This is a genomic window from Kitasatospora sp. NPDC043949 (assembly GCF_056435365.1).
This window is the reverse complement of record NZ_JBWKEQ010000042.1, coordinates 60,038-75,284: the sequence shown is the minus strand read 5'-3', so window position 1 is coordinate 75,284 and position 15,247 is coordinate 60,038. Positions and strand designations below refer to the sequence as shown.

The following is a 15,247-nucleotide window of genomic DNA, read 5'->3' as shown; positions in this document are numbered from 1 at the left end:
GGGCTCCCTGTCGGTGCCCGCCCCCTCACGCCCCCCACCCCCCCCCCCCCCCCCCCCCCCCCCCCCCCCCCCCCCCGGGCCGGGTCACTTGACCAGACGGGACCAGTCGGCCGGCTGCCCGGGGTCCAGCGCGCGCAACTGGTCGAGGACCTTGGGGTCCTGGGCGTCCAGCCAGTCGGCGACCTGGCGGAAGGACACGCAGCGGACGCCCTCCCGGGTGCAGACGCTCTTCATCACGTCCTCGATGGCCTGCATGTAGATGCCGCCGTTCCAGCTCTCGAAGTGGTTCCCGATGAAGAGCGGCGCCCGGCTGCCGTTGTAGACCCGTTCGAAGCCGTTGAGGTAGCCGTTCCGGGTCTCCTTCTCCCACGCGTCGTACTTCTTCGGATCACCCTTGGTGGTGTCCCCGGACTGGTTGGCGAGGAAGTTGAAGTCCATCGAGAGGACCTGGGTCGATTTGCCCGGGTAGGGCAGCAGTTGGAGCGGGAAGTTCCAGATGCCGTCCTTCTTGCCGGGCCAGACCTGGAACTCGCCCGGTGAACTGGCGTCGTACCGGAAGCCGGCCGCCTTCTCGGCCGCGAGCAGGTTCTTCTGGCCCTCCAGGCAGGGGGCGCGGCCGCCGACCGCCTCCTTGGTGTAGTCGAAGGGCAGCGGCGGGAGGTTCTTGAAGCCGGTGTTGGTCTTCCAGTTGGTGACGAAGGAGAGCGCCTGGTCGAGCTCGCTCTTCCACTCCTCGGTGCTCCAGTCGCCGCCGCCCTTGGAGCCGCAGAAGTGCCCGTTGAAGTGGGTGCCGATCTCGTTCCCGTCCTGCCAGGCCAGGCGCAGTTGTTCCAGGGTGTCCTTGATGTGGGCGTCGGTGGCGAAGTCGATGGCGGCGGCGCCGGCGTCGTGCTGCGGCGGGTGGTAGAGCGTGCGTTTGGACTTGGGCAGGGTGTAGATGCCGCTCAGGAAGAACGTCATCTGGGCGTTGTTCTCCGTACCCAGCTTGCGGAAGCGCGAGAACTGTTCGTCGTCGCCCTCCAGTGCCCCGTCCCAGGAGAACACCACGAACTGCGGCGGCTTCTCGCCGGGCTTCAGCTTCTCGGGCCGCGGTTGTTTGGGCTGCGGGCCGGTGTCGGAGGTGGAGCCGTCGCCGAGCACCTTGACCTGGCCGTCCCAGGTCGGCGTGGCGCTGGGGGTCGGGGTGGCACCGGGGCTGCTGGGGCTGTCGGAGGGTGTGCCGCTCGGGTCGGGTGTGCTCTCCGGAGCGGCGTCGGCGGCGGCCGGTCTGCCCTTCGAGTCGGGGCCTCCCGTGCCCAGGCCGAGGGCCACGACGACCCCCGTTGCCAGCAGGACAGCCACGCCACGAGCAGGCCGCACCGTTCCTCCGCTTCTCCGACCCACCGTCAGGTGTTGGTCGGATAGTCATACGTATGGTGCGAACATCAGAACACCTTGATCGACAATGTGTCGAGGCTTGCATGGAAGGGGAGTTGGGAGATATGTGTGCGACGGGAGGCCGGCCGCGCCCCGGGTGGGTGCGGCCGGCCTCCCGGTCGGGCGGGCTCAGCGGCCCGCGTAGACGTCCTCGACGTAGCGGCGCTCGTCGATCAGGCCCTGGAGCCAGGCCTGGGCCTGGCCCTCGTCGGCGCCGGGGGTCCGGCTCAGGTAGAGCTCGCGGAAGGCGGCGCGGACGCCCGGGGCCATCCGGGCGCCGTCGCCGCACACGTAGACCTCGGCGCCGGCGGCGAGCAGGTTCCAGACCTCCGCGCCCTCGGCGGCGATGCGGTCCTGGACGAAGCGCCGGCCGTCGACGGGCTGTTCGCTGAAGACCGGGCGCATCGAGACGGCGCCGGCCTGCTCGGCGGCGAGCAGTTCGTCGCGGTGCAGGTAGTCGGCGTCGGGCGCGTCGCAGCCGAAGTAGAGCAGGGCCGGGGCGAGTTCGGTGCCCCTGTCGGTGGCCTCGGCGGCGGTGGCCTCGTCAGTGGCGGTGGCCTCGCCGGTGGCGGAGGCGAGCAGGGCGCGGCGGTCGGCGACCGCGCCGCGGAACGGCGCCAGGCCGGTGCCGGCCGCGATCATGATCACCGGGGCGCGGTGGCCGATCCGGAACGTCTCGCGGCACGGCTGGAGGCGCGCCAGTACGGTGTCCCCGACGGCCACCCGGTCGAGGTAGCCGGAGCCGACGCCCCGGAAGGAGCCCCGGCCGGAGCGGGCCGGGGCGTCGAGCACGGAGACCATCAGGTCCACGTGGCGCGGGGCGCTGGTCGGCGACGTGGAGATGGAGTACATCCGGGGCCGGATCGGCGGCAGCAGTTCCAGCAGCACCGGCCAGGTCAGGACCTCCCGCAGGGCCGGGTGGTCCTCGACCAGGTCCAGCAGCGTCCGGGGGTCGTCCTCGGGCAGCGCCCGCAGCGCGGCCCGCTCGGGCGGGCAGGGGTTGAGGTCGGCCAGCGTCGCACGCTGGGCGGCGTTCGGTCGGTCCTGCAACTCGACGTGGTGGGTGAGCAGTTCGCGAACCGTCAGCGGCCGGTCCACGGCCAGGATGGTGCGCCGGTTCGCCACGATGGCGAGCAGGGTGTCCGGGTCGGTGCCGAACACCTTGGCGGCGCGCTCGACCAGGGCCGGGTCGTTGGCCGGAAGCACCGAGACGTGGTCCGCGGTGCGGTAGTCGACGCCCTCCGGCAAGGCCAGCCGGACCAGGCGCTTGACCCGGGGGTAGGCGGGGTCGGTGAGGCTGCCGACCGCCGTGACGGTCAGCCCGATCACGCGGCGCTTCGCGGCCAGGGCGTCCAGCGGACCGCCGGCCAGCTCCGTCACGGTGTACGTCTCCAGGGGGGCGGCCTCGGCGGGAGCGGGAGCGGGAGCGGGCGCGGTGCCGGAGCCGGCGGCGACGGGTGCGGCGGCGTCGCCGTACCGTTCCAGCAGGGCCCGGCTCAGCGCCGTGGTGAACTCCGCCACCTTCCCGGCCAGATCGCCGGAGGCGTCGGCCGCACCCCGGGCGAGCAGCCGGGTGCCGCCCAGGGCGGCGAGGCCCTCGTCGATCAGCGTCGGCACGCGCTGGTACGTGGCGGCGTACGTCCGGTCGCCGATGCCGAGCACCGCGTACCGGACGTCCTTCGCGAACTCGGCGGCGCCCTCGGCCTGTTCGGTCGCCGCCCGGAGCCGGCGGACGAACTCCGCCGCGTCGTCCGTCGGCTGGCCGTTGTACGAGGCGGCGGTGATCACCACCGGCCGGTCGGTGGGCAGCCCGTCCGCGTAGGCGTCCAGCGGGGCGACGGCGGTGTCGCAGCCGAGTGCGGCCGCCACGTCGGCCAGCTGCCGGGTGAACTCGCGGCAGGCGCCGTAGTTGGAGCCGTGCAGGAGCAGCAGGCCGGTGCCCTGGCGGACCCGCCCGGGCAGGTCGGCGGCGCGGACCGGCGCGTCGACCACCGCCGGGGGCGTGGGCGTGCGCGGGGCGAGGGCGAGGGTGAAGTCGTCGGGCTTGATGGTGAGCGTCTGCTTGATGGTCAGCCGGTAGTCGGCGTGGTCGATCAGCCGGTAGCGGTGGACCAGCATGCCGAGCAGCATGGTCGCCTCGTGCAGCGCGAACTGCCGTCCGATGCAGGCGCGTTCGCCGGTGCCGAAGGGCTTGAAGGCGTGCGGTGAGCGGGCCGCCTCCGGCTCGGGGTCGAAGCGGGAGGGGTCGAACAGCTCGGGGTTGTCGCCCCAGACGGGGTCGCGGTGCAGCATCATCGTGGCCACCAGGACCGGCTCCCCGGCGCGGACCGGGATCCGGCCGCCGAGCAGGGTGTCCGCGCGGGGCTCCCGGCTGAACGCGGGGGCCGTCGGCCACAGCCGTAGCGCCTCGTTGAGCACCTGCCGGGTGTACCGGAGCCGGCCGATGTCCTCGTACGAGGGCTCCGGGTCGGCCTGGTCGCCCCAGAGCGCGTCCACCTCGCGCTGGACCTCGCGGAGCACGCCGGGGTGCTTGACGAGGTAGTACAGGGCGAAGGAGAGCGCGCCCGAGGTGGTCTCGTGGCCGGCGATCAGGAAGGTGATCACCTGGTTGCGGATGTTCTCGGCGTCCAGTCTGCCGCCGTCGGCGGGGTGCACGGCGTCGAGCATCAGGCCCAGCAGGTCCTCGGCCGGGCCCTGCTCGGGGCTGCCGGCGCGGGCGGCGATCACCTCGTCCACCACCGAGGCCAGGTACCGGGCGTCGCCCTGGGCGGCCTCGTCGCGCTCGCTGTGGTCGAGTTCCGGGTCGCGCAGGAGCTTGTTCATCGCCCAGTCCAGGGAGCGGACCATCGCCTCGACGAAGGGGTGCGGCTCCTCCCGGTCGAAGGAGCCGAAGTCGAAGCCGAAACCGGCCAGCCCGATGGTGTCCAGGGTCATCCGGGTCATGTCGCCGGGCACGTCCACGACCAGTCCGGCGGCCGACCGGCCGTCCCAGGACTCGATCAGGCGGCGGGCCACCCGCAGCATCACCGGGTGGTAGGTGCGCATCGAGCCGAGCGCGAAGGCGGGCATCAGGATGTCGTGCGCCCTGGCCCAGTTCGGCTCCGCGTTGTACGCCGTGAACAGGCCGTCCCCGGTGAACGCGCGGACGTTCTCCAGGGCCGGTCCGATCGACTTGGTGAACCGCTCCTCGTCGGCCAGTTCCTCGACCAGGTCCAGGCCGGTGACGATCAGGGTGTCCCGCCCGTGCAGGCGCTGGACGAAGGCCGGGGCGTGCCGCCGGGCCAGCTCCATGGTGCGCAGCACGGGGGCGGCGATCGGCGGCGCCGACGAGATGTCGACCAGCGGTACCCCGGCGGCGCTCTGCCGGGGCACCAGGGTCTCGGGCGGGAGCCCGGCCCCGGCCGGATTCGCAGCCTCGGCTGCCGCCGGGGTCATCGTCTCGGTCATGGGTTGTCGCCTTCCGTGGCAGGAGAAACCTCGTCGTCCTCCACTCTCGCCCGAGCGGGGCGGGAACCCGGGCCCGAGGACTACATGTTTGTGCAGTAGCGGCGGTCGCGGAAGACTTGTCAACGGGCCGTCAGGTCTGCAGCACGCGGGAGCCGTACACGGGAGGGGCCGGGCATGAGACTGACCGACTGCGAGTCGACCGCGGAGAGCTGGCAGGACCTCGCCGTCATCTGGCGCAACCGGACGCTGCGCTTGCTCGACCACGTGCCGGTGGCGCTGGCGGTGTGCGAGTTCAGCGGCCGGATCATGATCGTCAACCGGGCGATGGCCGCCGAATTCGGCCTGCTGCCCGGGCAGTTGCGCAACCGGAAGATCCTGGAGTTCTTCACCCTCCGGGACAGTGCCACCATCCCGGCGCTCGCCGAGGCCGTCCGCCTGCACCGGCGCTCGCAGTACCCGGCGCCGGTCTCCTGGTCGGCCGCCGACGGCACCGAGCGGAGCGGCGAGATGACCGTCGCCCTGGTCGGCGACACCCCGGAGGAGACCCCGAACCTGTTGCTCTCGCTGCCCGTCCGTACCGGGCCGGCCGCCCCGCCGGCCGCCCCCCGCCCCGAGGTGAGCCCGATCGAGGCCCGGATCCTCGCCGCCGCCGCCCGCGGCGCCACCACCGCCCAGATCGGCCGGGAGATCGGCCTCACCCCGGACGGCGTCAACTACCACCTCGCCCGGCTCACCCGCCGCTGGCAGCTGCCCAACCGCACCGCGCTGGTCGCCCGCGCCTACGCCACCGGCGTCCTGGCCGCCGGCGCCTGGCCGCCGGAGCCGGCCCCCCGCCCGTGACGGGGCGGGCGGGGCGGCTCGCGGGCTGGGCCGGGCTGCGAGGGGCCGGGCTGCGCGGGCCGGGGCTGTTGGGGGCTGGGCTGTTCGGGGCTGGGCTGTTCGGCGATTTAGTTATATGCTCACAATGATTTCAACAATACAAATACTTGTGGAGCCCCCACCATGCCGGACGCCGCCCAACGACGGCCCTGGCTCGTGCTCGCCGTCTGCTGCATGAGCCTGCTGATCGTCAGCCTCGACAACACGATCCTGAACGTCGCCCTGCCCGCCATCCAGCGCGACCTGCACACCTCGGTGTCCGGGCTGCAATGGACGGTCGATGCCTACACGCTGGTGCTGGCCAGCCTGTTGATGCTCTCCGGCTCCACCGCCGACCGGGTGGGCCGCCGCCGGGTCTTCCAGATCGGGCTGGTGGTCTTCACCGGGGCCTCGCTGCTGTGCAGCCTGGCCCCCGGGCTCGGCTGGCTCGTCGTCGCACGGATGCTCCAGGCGGTCGGCGGATCGATGCTGAACCCCGTCGCCATGTCGATCATCAGCAACACCTTCACCGACTCCCGGCAGCGCGCCCGCGCCATCGGCGTGTGGAGCGGCGTCGTGGGCATCAGCATGGCCGCCGGGCCGATCGTCGGCGGCGCCCTGGTCGAGTCGGCCGGCTGGCGGGCCGTCTTCTGGATCAACGTGCCGATCGGCCTGGCCGCGCTGTTCCTGACCCGCAGGTACGTGCCGGAATCGCGGGCGCCGCGGCCCCGCCGGGTGGACCCGGTCGGCCAGGTACTCGTCATCGTCCTGCTCACCACGCTCACGTACGCGATCATCGAGTCGCCGGAGCGCGGCTGGACGTCGCCGCTCGTCGTCGGCTGCGCGGCGGCGGCGCTGGGCGCGCTGCTGGGCCTGCTGTGGTACGAGCCCAGGCGCACCGACCCGCTCATCGAGCTGCGCTTCTTCCGCTCCGCGCCGTTCGCGGGCGCCACCGTGATCGCGGTCGCCGCCTTCGCCTCCCTGGGCGGGTTCCTGTTCGTCAGCTCCCTGTACCTGCAGAACGTGCGCGGGCTCACCCCGCTGCACGCCGGACTGTTCATGCTGCCGATGGCGGTGATGGCGCTGCTGACCGCACCGGTGTCCGGCCGCATGGTCGCCTCCCGGGGGCCGCGCGTCCCCCTGCTCCTCGCCGGGGCGGCCCTGTGCGCGAGCGCCGTGCTCCAGGCGCTCACCTACTCCGACCACCTTCCGACGGCCGTGCTGGTCGTCGCGTACCTGCTCTTCGGCACCGGCTTCGGTCTGGTCAACGCGCCCATCACCAACACCGCCGTTTCGGGCATGCCCCGTTCGCAGGCCGGCGTCGCGGCCGCGGTGGCCTCCACCAGCCGGCAGATCGGCCAGTCCCTCGGCGTGGCCGTCGTCGGCGCCCTGATGGCGGGCGGCGCGTACGCGCACACGGCGGCCTTCACCGACGCCGGGCGGACGGCGTGGTGGATCATCGCCGGCTGCGGCGCCGCCGTGCTGGTCACGGGTACGCTCACTTCCGGCCGCTGGGCCCGGGAGACGGCCCTGCGCACGGCGGAGCGGCTCGCCGCCGAGGAGGCGCCGGGGACGAGGGAGACGAAGGAGACGGTGAACACCTGATGGACCGCCCGCACACCGGTGAGCAGCACGAGGGGGACGAGGCCGCCACCAGGACGGCGACCAGGGTCTGGCAGGGACTGAACGCGCTTGTCCTGGAGCGCTACGACCGCCGCAAGACCGTCGCCGAAGCCCTCGGCATGAGCTTCAGCCGGGTCAGGGCGCTGCGCCGCCTCGGCGCCGACCCGATCACCCTGCGGGACCTGGCCGAGCGGCTGGGCAGCGACCCGCCCTACACCACCGTCATCGTCGACGACCTGGTGCGGCGCGGCCTCGCCGAACGCGTCACCAATCCCGCCGATCGCCGGTCCAAGCTGGTCCATCTGACCGAGGAGGGCCAGGCGAAGGCCGCCCTCGCCGTCAGGATCCTCACCACCCCGCCCGACGACCTGCTAGCCCTGCCCCCGGAGGACATCCAGGCGCTCGACCGCGTCCTGGCGAAGCTCCTGGACTGAACCTCCCGGGGCGGGGCGCCGCCGCGGCGGCCTCGGGCGGGTGGCGGCTACGGCCGCTGGTCGACCGTGTGCTGGTAGGCGGAGTAGGTCAGGTAGCCCCGGTCCCCGCCCTGGTAGTAGGTGGCTTCGTCGGCCGGGGCGATCGGGGCGCCGGTGCGCAGCCGTTCGACGAGGTCGGGATTGGCGAGGTAGGCGCGGCCGAAGCTGATCAGCTCGGCGCCGAGGCCGAGCCAGTGGTCCGCCGCCTCGCGGTCGACCTGCTTCGGGCCCAGCGGAAGCACCGGATTCATGATGAGCGTGCCCGGCCAGGCGCGGCGCAGGGCGAGCAGGGACGGCTCGTCCGTCGTCGCCTCCAGGTGGACGTAGGCGAGTCCGAGGCCGGCGAGTTCGCCGAGCAGGGCGGTGTAGAGCTCCAGGACGTCCTCCTCCGCCACGCCCCAGAAGGTGCCGCCGGGGGAGAGGCGGATCCCGGTCCTGGCGGCGCCGACGGCCTCGACGGTGGCGGTGGCGGCTTCGACGGCGAAGCGGATCCGGTTGCGCACCGGGCCGCCGTAGCGGTCGGTGCGCCGGTTGGCGTTGGAGGAGAGGAACTGCGAGATCAGGTAGCCGTTCGCGCCGTGCAGTTCCACCCCGTCGAAGCCCGCGTCGACGGCGCGGCGGGCGGCCTCGGCGTAGGAGCGGGCGTGTTCGGGGACCTCGTCGGTCTCCAGGGCCCGGGGGACCGGAGCGGGCTGCGGACCGGTCGGGGTGAACACGTCGCCGGTGGCGGGGACGGCCGAGGGGCCGACCGGTCGCAGCCCCGTGGTGTCCGGGTGCGAGACCCGGCCGCCGTGCATCAGTTGGGCGAAGATCCGGCCGCCGTTGGCGTGCACGGCAGCGGTCACCTGGCGCCACGAGGCCGTCTGCTCGTCGGTGTACAGGCCGGGTGTGCCCGGGTTCGACTGGCCGATCAGGCTCGGCTGGACGCCCCCGGTCACGATCAGCCCGGCGGTGGCCCGCTGGGCGTAGTAGGTGGCCATCGAGGCGGTGGCCAGACCGTCGGCGGTGGCGCGCCCCCGGGTCATCGGTGCCATCACCACCCGGTTGGGCAGCGTGAGTTCGCCGAGCCGGTAGCCGGTGAGCAGGGCGCTCGACGTGGCGGACGTGGCGGACGTCGTCATGCGGAAGTCCTTCGTTCGAAGTCACGGACCCGGTGCCCGGGCCCGTCCTCCGTTACGCTAAAACCTGACATCGATGTCAGAGGCAAGCCCTGTGACGGGGATCACGACCCGGAGGTGCCCGTGCGGATCGGAGAGCTCGCCGAACGCGCCGGAGTGAGCGTCAGATCCCTGCGCTACTACGAGGGGCAGGGCCTGCTGGCCAGCACCCGCAGCGCCAGCGGGCAGCGCCACTACACCGACGGCGCGGTGGCGCGGGTGCTGTTCATCCAGCGCCTCTACGCGGCGGGGCTGTCCAGCCGCGCCATCGCCGAACTGCTGCCGTGCGTGGACGCGCCCAGCGAGGAGCACTCGGTGGCCGCGCTGGAGCGGATGGGGCAGGAGCGGGCGAAGCTCGACGCGCACATCGCGGACATGGCCAGGACCCGTGACGCGCTCGACGAACTGATGGACACAGCCCGCGCCGCACTCGAGGAACAGTCCGCCGACGGGCTGTGAGGCCCGCGTGAAGGTCGTGGGTGGGGCCGGTGATCGGCCGTTGATCGGGCGTAGACGGCGAGCCTGGAGCATCTGGAACCGGAGGGGACCGGTTCGGAGGCCACAGCCTGACCACCGGGTCCCACGCGGTCGGACCACGGACCGCGCGGGTACCCAGCGCTGATGCCGCCACTGGTCCCGACCCCCATCAGGAGTCCGGACCACGAAGGGCAGACGAGGCATGGACGGCGGGCAGTGGGTGCAAGCGGTGAGGACGGCGGCGGGCTTCGGAGAGCAGTTGAGGGTGCGGCGCGAGCGGATCGGCCTGACCCAGCAGTGCCTGGCCGATCACGCCACCCTGAGCGTGCGGGCCATCCGGGACATGGAGAGCGGCCGAGTGAGACGGCCACGGAACGAGACCGTCCGGCTGCTGGCGGACGCGCTGCGGCTGGAGGGCCGCAGCCGGGCGGACTTCGAGGAGGCCGCCCGTCGGCACCCGCTCGCCGATGAGCCGGCGGCCGTGGCGCCGGTCGCCCCGCCGGTGGCGCGCGGGGCCATCGTCGGGCGGGAGATGGAGGCCGAGGTGCTGTCCGACGCCTTCGCCGTGCACGGGGACCGGCTGGTCTCGCTGGTGGGGCTCGGCGGGGTCGGCAAGACCCGGCTCGCCCTGGAGGTGGCCCGCCGCCTGCACCTGGCCGCCTGCTGGTCGGTGCGCTGGGTGGACTGCGCCGGCGACTCGGCCCCCTGGCACGGCCGGATGGACGACATCGTCCGGGACATCGGCGACCGGCCCGCCCTGCTGGTGTTGGACGGCGCCGACGGCGGGGTGGACGCCGACCGGCTGGACGGGCTGTTCCACCACTGCCCCGGGCTGCGGGTGCTGATCACCGCCCGGGAGGCCTGGCCGCTGCCCGGCGGGCAGGTCGTCCCGCTCGCCCCGCTGCCCGTACCGGCCCCCGAACTCGACGCCGAACCCGAGGCGTTGTCGCAGATCGGCGCCGTCCGGCTGCTGCTCTCGCACCTGCGCCGGCTGCGCCCCGGCTACACCCTGGAGCGCTCCGAGGCCCCCGCCGTGGCCGCGCTCTGCCGCCACCTGGACGGCCTGCCGGGAGCGTTGGAGCGCGCGGCGGGGTGGACGCTGGTGCAGTCCACCGCCCAGCTGCTGGCCCGGCTGTCGGCCGGCCCGTTCACGCTGGCGGCACCGCCGGTGGTGTACGGCACGCGCGGTGACGTCCGGGACGAGGTGGAGCCGGCGATCCAGCGGTTGACGGAACGCCAGCGGGCCCTGCTGGACGTGCTCGTGGACGAGCCCGGCGACTGGTCGGGAGAGGACGCGGTGGTCCGCAGCGGCTGGGCGCCGCAGACCTGCCTGGCGACGGTGCACGAACTGCTGTCGCGCGGACTGATCCGCAGCGTGCCCGCCCGCGACGGGGTGCGCTTCACGGTGCTCAACGTGTGCCGCCGCCTCCTCCGGGAGGAGCCCGGGCACCGGTTCGCGCCGGCCGCGGACGTCCAACTGCTCGCCGTCGCGGGCTGACCGCGCGGCGGCAGGCCGGCCGGGTGTCGATACTGCCGCTTCTTGCCCGCATCTTGCCGCACGAGCTGCCGGTCGCCGGGCCCGATCGTTCCTAGCGTTCTCCGTGGGGCTGGACCGCCGCGGAATACGCGCCGGAATTCCCGGGCCGCCGGCTGGGGCGTCGGCGGAATTCCATCGACGATCGCTACCGACGAGGGCTGGGCTGTGGAGCACGGAAATGACGGAGAGAGAAGACTGGACGTCGTCGTGACGACGACGGCCTCGGATTCGCACACCTGGAACCTGGTGTTCCTGCAACTGCTGCTGGAGGAAATGGGCCACCGGGTGACGAACCTGGGCGCGTGCGTCCCCGACGCCTTGCTGCTCGCCGAATGCCGCCGGATCGAACCGGACCTGATCGTGGTCAGCAGCGTCAACGGGCACGGTCACCAGGAAGGGCTGCGGGTGATCCCGGCCCTGCGCGCCTGCCCGGAACTTCGGCGCACCCCGACGGTCATCGGCGGCAAGCTCGGCATCGCCGGAACCGACGACCCCGACCGCGAGCGCACACTGCTCGCGGCCGGCTTCGACCGGGTCTTCGAGGAGGGCTCCGCGGTGGCCGGGTTCCGCGAGTTCGTCGACGGGCTGCACTCCCGGGTCCTGCTGTGACGAGCTTCGGCGCGTTCGTGGCGCAGGCCGCGGAGGCCGGCGCACTGGTGGTCCAGCCCCGGATGGGGATGGCGCGGGCGGCCCGGATGCGGGAGGGCCTGCTCGCCACCCGGGCGGCGGCCGCCGTCACCGTCGGCACCATCACCCTGGACAGCTACACCCGCACCGGCGACCTCGACGCCGCGCGGCGGGCACTGGCCGCCGGGGCCGGCCTCAACGGCTACCCGATCGCCACCCACCCGGTCGAGGTCACCCGGGCGGTCCTGGCCGGGGTGGCGGACGCGGGCTTCCCGGTACAGGTCCGGCACGGCTCGGCCGCGCCGGAGCACATCATCGGGGCGCTGCTGGCGGCCGGCCTGGACGCCACCGAGGGCGGACCGGTCTCCTACTGCCTGCCGTACGGCCGCACCCCGCTGCACGAGGCGGTGGCCCGCTGGCAGCGCAGCTGCGAACTGCTGTCGTCCATGCGGGAGTTCGGTGCGGATCCGCACCTGGAGACGTTCGGCGGCTGCATGATGGGCCAGCTCTGCCCGCCCTCGCTGCTGATCGCCATCAGCGTCCTGGAGGCGCTGTTCTTCCGCCAGCACGGGCTGCGCAGCATCTCGCTCAGCTACGCCCAGCAGGCCAACGCCGGCCAGGACGAGGAGGCGCTGGCCGCGCTCGGCCGGATCGCGGGCGAACTGCTCGCGGACGTCGACCGGCACCTCGTGGTGTACGCGTACATGGGCGTGTACCCGCGCTCGCCCGGCGGCGCCCGGCTGCTGCTGGAGGACGCCGCGCGGCTCGCGGTGCGCGGCGGCGCCGCCCGGCTGATCGTCAAGACCACGGCCGAGGCGCACCGCATCCCGACCGTCGCCGAGAACGTCCGGGCGCTGGAGACCGCCGCCGCGGCCGCCACGGCGGAACGCTCCCGCCCCCGGCCCGCCGCCCCGCCGGACACCGGGATCGAGGCCGAGGCCAGGGCGCTGATCGGAGCGGTGCTCGACCTGGACGCCGACGTCGGGCGGGCCCTGGTGCGGGCGTTCGCGGCCGGCTACCTGGACGTGCCGTACTGCCTGCACCCCGACAACGCCGGGCGGACGCGCAGCTCGCTCGGCCCGGACGGACGGCTGCTGTGGTCCGCCGTCGGCTCGATGCCGATCGCCGGGCTCGCCGAGGGCGGCCGCGCGCCGATCCTCGGCTCGGCCGGGCTGCTGGCCGCGCTCTCCCAGGTCCAGCAGCGCTACGACGAGCGGGCCGAACGCTCGCCCGCACCCGCACTCCGGGGCCTGCCCGCCGCACGGTGAGAAGCCGGGTGAAAAGCCACGCTCCACGCTCCACGAGAGAACGAGAGAAGAGGACCCGACCATGTCCGACCCCACGCCCCTGCCGCCGACCGACCCGGGCCGGCACCTGACCGCGCCGGCCACCCGCAGCGCGCTCCGGATCCAGCAGCACCTGCTCACCGCGGCCCGCGAGTTCCTGCGCGGCCGGGGCTTCACCGAACTGCTGCCGCCGATCATCGGCCCGGTCACCGATCCCGGTGCGCGCGGCTCCAAGCAGGTGGACATCGACTTCTACGGCCACCGCTACAAGCTGATGACCAGCGCGATCCTGTACAAGCAGGCCTCGCTGCTCGCCTTCGACAAGATCTTCTGCATCGCCCCGAACGTCCGCCTGGAACCGCTGGAGACCGCCGGGACGAGCCGCCACCTCGCCGAGTTCCACCAGCTGGACGTGGAGGTCGCCGGCGCGAGCCGGGACGACGTCGTCCAGCTGGCCGAGGACCTGGTGGTGCACATGGTCGACAGCACCGTCCGCGCGCTGCCCAAGGAGTTCGCCGAACTCGGCCGGGACCCGCAGGCCTTCGCCGAACTGCTGCAGGGCTCCTTCGGCCGCATCCGGCACGCCGAGGCGGTCGCCGAACTCCAGGGCATCGGGCACCCGCAGAGCCCTGAGGCCGAACTCGACTGGGAGGGCGAGGCGTTGCTGTCGGCCCGCCGGGACCGGCCGTTCTTCGTCACCGACTACCCGAAGGGCTCGCGCGGCTTCTACGACCGCGAGCACCCCGACGACCCGGGCCTGCTGCGCAACTTCGACCTGCTGGCGCCCGAGGGCTACGGTGAACTGTGCAGCGGCAGCCAGCGCACCAACGACTACGCGGAGATCGTCACCCGGATGCGGGAGACCGGCGAGAACCCGCAGAAGTACCGCTGGTACCTGGACCTGGTGCGCGAGGGCGTGCCGGCCAGCGCGGGCTTCGGCATCGGGGTCGAGAGGCTCACCCGGTACGTCGCCGGGCTGGACGCCGTCTGGCAGGCCAGCGCCTTCCCGAAGATCGCCGGAGTGGTGTCCCCGTGAGCGACCTCAGCGCGCCGGGATTCCCGGAGGAGGAGGTCCGGCATCGGGCCCGCGCCGGGGCCGCCGCCGCCTTCCCGCCCGCCGAGGAGTACGGACACGTGCTGTTCGGCGCCGGCCGGCCGGGCGCGGCGGACCGGGCGGCGCCGCCGGACGCCCTGGACGCGCTGCGGATCGTCCCGCCGCTGTTCCTGCCGCAGCGGCTGGCCAAGCTGATCGACCTCGGCCGCGAGCCCGACTACCGGGACGTCGAACTGGCCACCACCATCGGAGGGTTCGCCTCCGCGCTGCCGGTGTACGTCTCCGCGACCGGCTCCACCCGGGCCGCCGGCGGTGACCTCGGGCTGGCGCTGAGCCGGCAGGCCGGGGCGCTCGGCATCCCGATGGTGATCGGCGAGAACGTGGTGCCGGTGAACGGCTACGGCCGGCTCGGCGAGGCGGCCGACCGCACGCTGCTCGGCCGGCTGCGCGCCTACACCGAGGAACTCCCGGACGGCCTCGGCGGCGTGGCCGTCCAGCAGAGCACCGAGGACGCCGACGCCGAGGTGTGGAACCTCGTCCACAGCGACCCGGCCGCCCTGCCCCTGCTGGAATCCGGACGGCTGGCCTTCGAGTTGAAGGTCGGCCAGGGCGCCAAACCGGGCCTGGGCGGAATGACCGTGCTGGAGGCCGAGGCCGCCGCCGCGCTGGGCGACCGCTTCGGGCTGGACCCGTTGTTCGGCGACGGGCGGGTGCTGCGCGCCGCCACCCCGGGCACCTTCACCGCGGAGATCCTGCGCCAGCAGATCCGGCTGATGCGCAACAACTACCCGCGGGTGCGGATCTGGGTGAAGCTCTACCCCGGCCGGGACGTGGCCGAGGCCGCCCGGGTGGCGCACGAGGCCGGGGCGGACGCCGTCGTGGTGGACGGCGCCGAAGGCGGAACCGGCTGGGCGCCCGGGGTGTTCCTGCCGCACGTCGGACTGCCGCTCGCGGAGTGCCTGCGCCGGCTGGCGGTCGCGCCGCCGCCCTCGCTGCTGGTCTCCGGGCGCATCTGGGAAGGTGCCAGAGCGGTCAAGAGCCTGGCCCTGGGGGCCCGCGCGGTGGGCCTCGGGCGGGCGGCGCTGCTCGCCGTGGCGGAGGACCGGGAATCCGGGCTCCGCCGTTTCGTGGACTGTCTGGCGCTGGAACTCCGACTGCTGATCAGTGCGCTCGGAAAGTACGCGCCGCAGGCCCTGGACCGGGAGGACGTCTGGTCCCCCGAGGAATACGGAACCACCGCCGGCCGGTAGCCCCGGCCTGCCCGGGTCGATTCCTGCGGCAGGTCCGGAAAG

General features: G+C 73.6%; 12 protein-coding genes. 9 read left to right on the top strand and 3 right to left on the bottom strand.

What is annotated here, in order from left to right; all coding sequences use genetic code 11:
* Positions 1–84 precede the first annotated feature (84 nt).
* Together AC07AL_RS28630 and AC07AL_RS28625 are read right to left on the bottom strand one after the other, a co-directional pair.
* Entirely contained in the window at positions 85–1,341 is a 1,257-nt protein-coding gene (locus AC07AL_RS28630) for a polysaccharide deacetylase family protein (protein WP_363586009.1), read from the bottom strand.
* A gap of 204 nt (positions 1,342–1,545) precedes the next feature.
* On the bottom strand, positions 1,546–4,851 hold the full coding sequence (locus AC07AL_RS28625; RefSeq protein ID WP_478318723.1) for a cytochrome P450: 3,306 nt from the start codon (positions 4,849–4,851) through the stop codon (positions 1,546–1,548).
* A gap of 186 nt (positions 4,852–5,037) precedes the next feature.
* On the opposite strand from AC07AL_RS28625, the gene AC07AL_RS28620 reads away from it, so the two are divergent.
* The 3 genes from AC07AL_RS28620 (at position 5,038) to AC07AL_RS28610 (ending at position 7,778) form a co-directional block, all read left to right on the top strand.
* Positions 5,038–5,703, top strand: a complete 666-nt coding sequence (locus AC07AL_RS28620) for a LuxR C-terminal-related transcriptional regulator (RefSeq protein WP_363629453.1) — start codon at positions 5,038–5,040, stop codon at positions 5,701–5,703.
* Between the two features lie 162 nt (positions 5,704–5,865).
* The gene (locus tag AC07AL_RS28615; protein ID WP_363586012.1) at positions 5,866–7,326 is read left to right on the top strand and encodes an MFS transporter; all 1,461 of its coding nucleotides are present in this window, start codon (positions 5,866–5,868) and stop codon (positions 7,324–7,326) included.
* On the top strand, positions 7,326–7,778 hold the full coding sequence (locus tag AC07AL_RS28610) for a MarR family winged helix-turn-helix transcriptional regulator (RefSeq protein WP_363586013.1): 453 nt from the start codon (positions 7,326–7,328) through the stop codon (positions 7,776–7,778). Before AC07AL_RS28615 ends, AC07AL_RS28610 begins: the two co-directional genes overlap by 1 nt.
* A gap of 47 nt (positions 7,779–7,825) precedes the next feature.
* On the opposite strand, the gene AC07AL_RS28605 is transcribed toward AC07AL_RS28610, so the two are convergent.
* Entirely contained in the window at positions 7,826–8,938 is a 1,113-nt protein-coding gene (locus AC07AL_RS28605; protein ID WP_400807730.1) for an alkene reductase, read from the bottom strand.
* A 120-nt stretch (positions 8,939–9,058) separates the two neighbouring features.
* On the opposite strand from AC07AL_RS28605, the gene AC07AL_RS28600 reads away from it, so the two are divergent.
* The 6 genes from AC07AL_RS28600 to AC07AL_RS28575 all read left to right on the top strand — a co-directional run bounded on the left by AC07AL_RS28600 (position 9,059) and on the right by AC07AL_RS28575 (position 15,205).
* Positions 9,059–9,433, top strand: a complete 375-nt coding sequence (locus AC07AL_RS28600) for a MerR family transcriptional regulator (protein ID WP_363621023.1) — start codon at positions 9,059–9,061, stop codon at positions 9,431–9,433.
* 220 nt (positions 9,434–9,653) lie between these two features.
* A complete protein-coding gene (locus tag AC07AL_RS28595; protein ID WP_478318719.1) occupies positions 9,654–10,949 on the top strand; it encodes a helix-turn-helix domain-containing protein in 1,296 nt (431 codons plus the stop codon).
* Between the two features lie 246 nt (positions 10,950–11,195).
* Positions 11,196–11,597, top strand: a complete 402-nt coding sequence (locus AC07AL_RS28590; RefSeq protein WP_478318718.1) for a cobalamin B12-binding domain-containing protein — start codon at positions 11,196–11,198, stop codon at positions 11,595–11,597.
* Complete coding sequence (locus AC07AL_RS28585; RefSeq protein WP_478318716.1) at positions 11,594–12,883, top strand: methylaspartate mutase; 1,290 nt, start codon at positions 11,594–11,596, stop codon at positions 12,881–12,883. Before AC07AL_RS28590 ends, AC07AL_RS28585 begins: the two co-directional genes overlap by 4 nt.
* A 61-nt stretch (positions 12,884–12,944) precedes the next feature.
* Entirely contained in the window at positions 12,945–13,937 is a 993-nt protein-coding gene (locus tag AC07AL_RS28580) for an asparagine synthetase A (RefSeq protein ID WP_478318714.1), read from the top strand.
* Positions 13,934–15,205 (top strand): glutamate synthase-related protein, encoded by a 1,272-nt coding sequence (locus AC07AL_RS28575; protein WP_363586020.1) that lies wholly within the window; start codon positions 13,934–13,936, stop codon positions 15,203–15,205. The genes AC07AL_RS28580 and AC07AL_RS28575 overlap by 4 nt, the downstream gene beginning before the upstream one ends.
* The last annotated feature ends 42 nt before the right edge of the window (positions 15,206–15,247 follow it).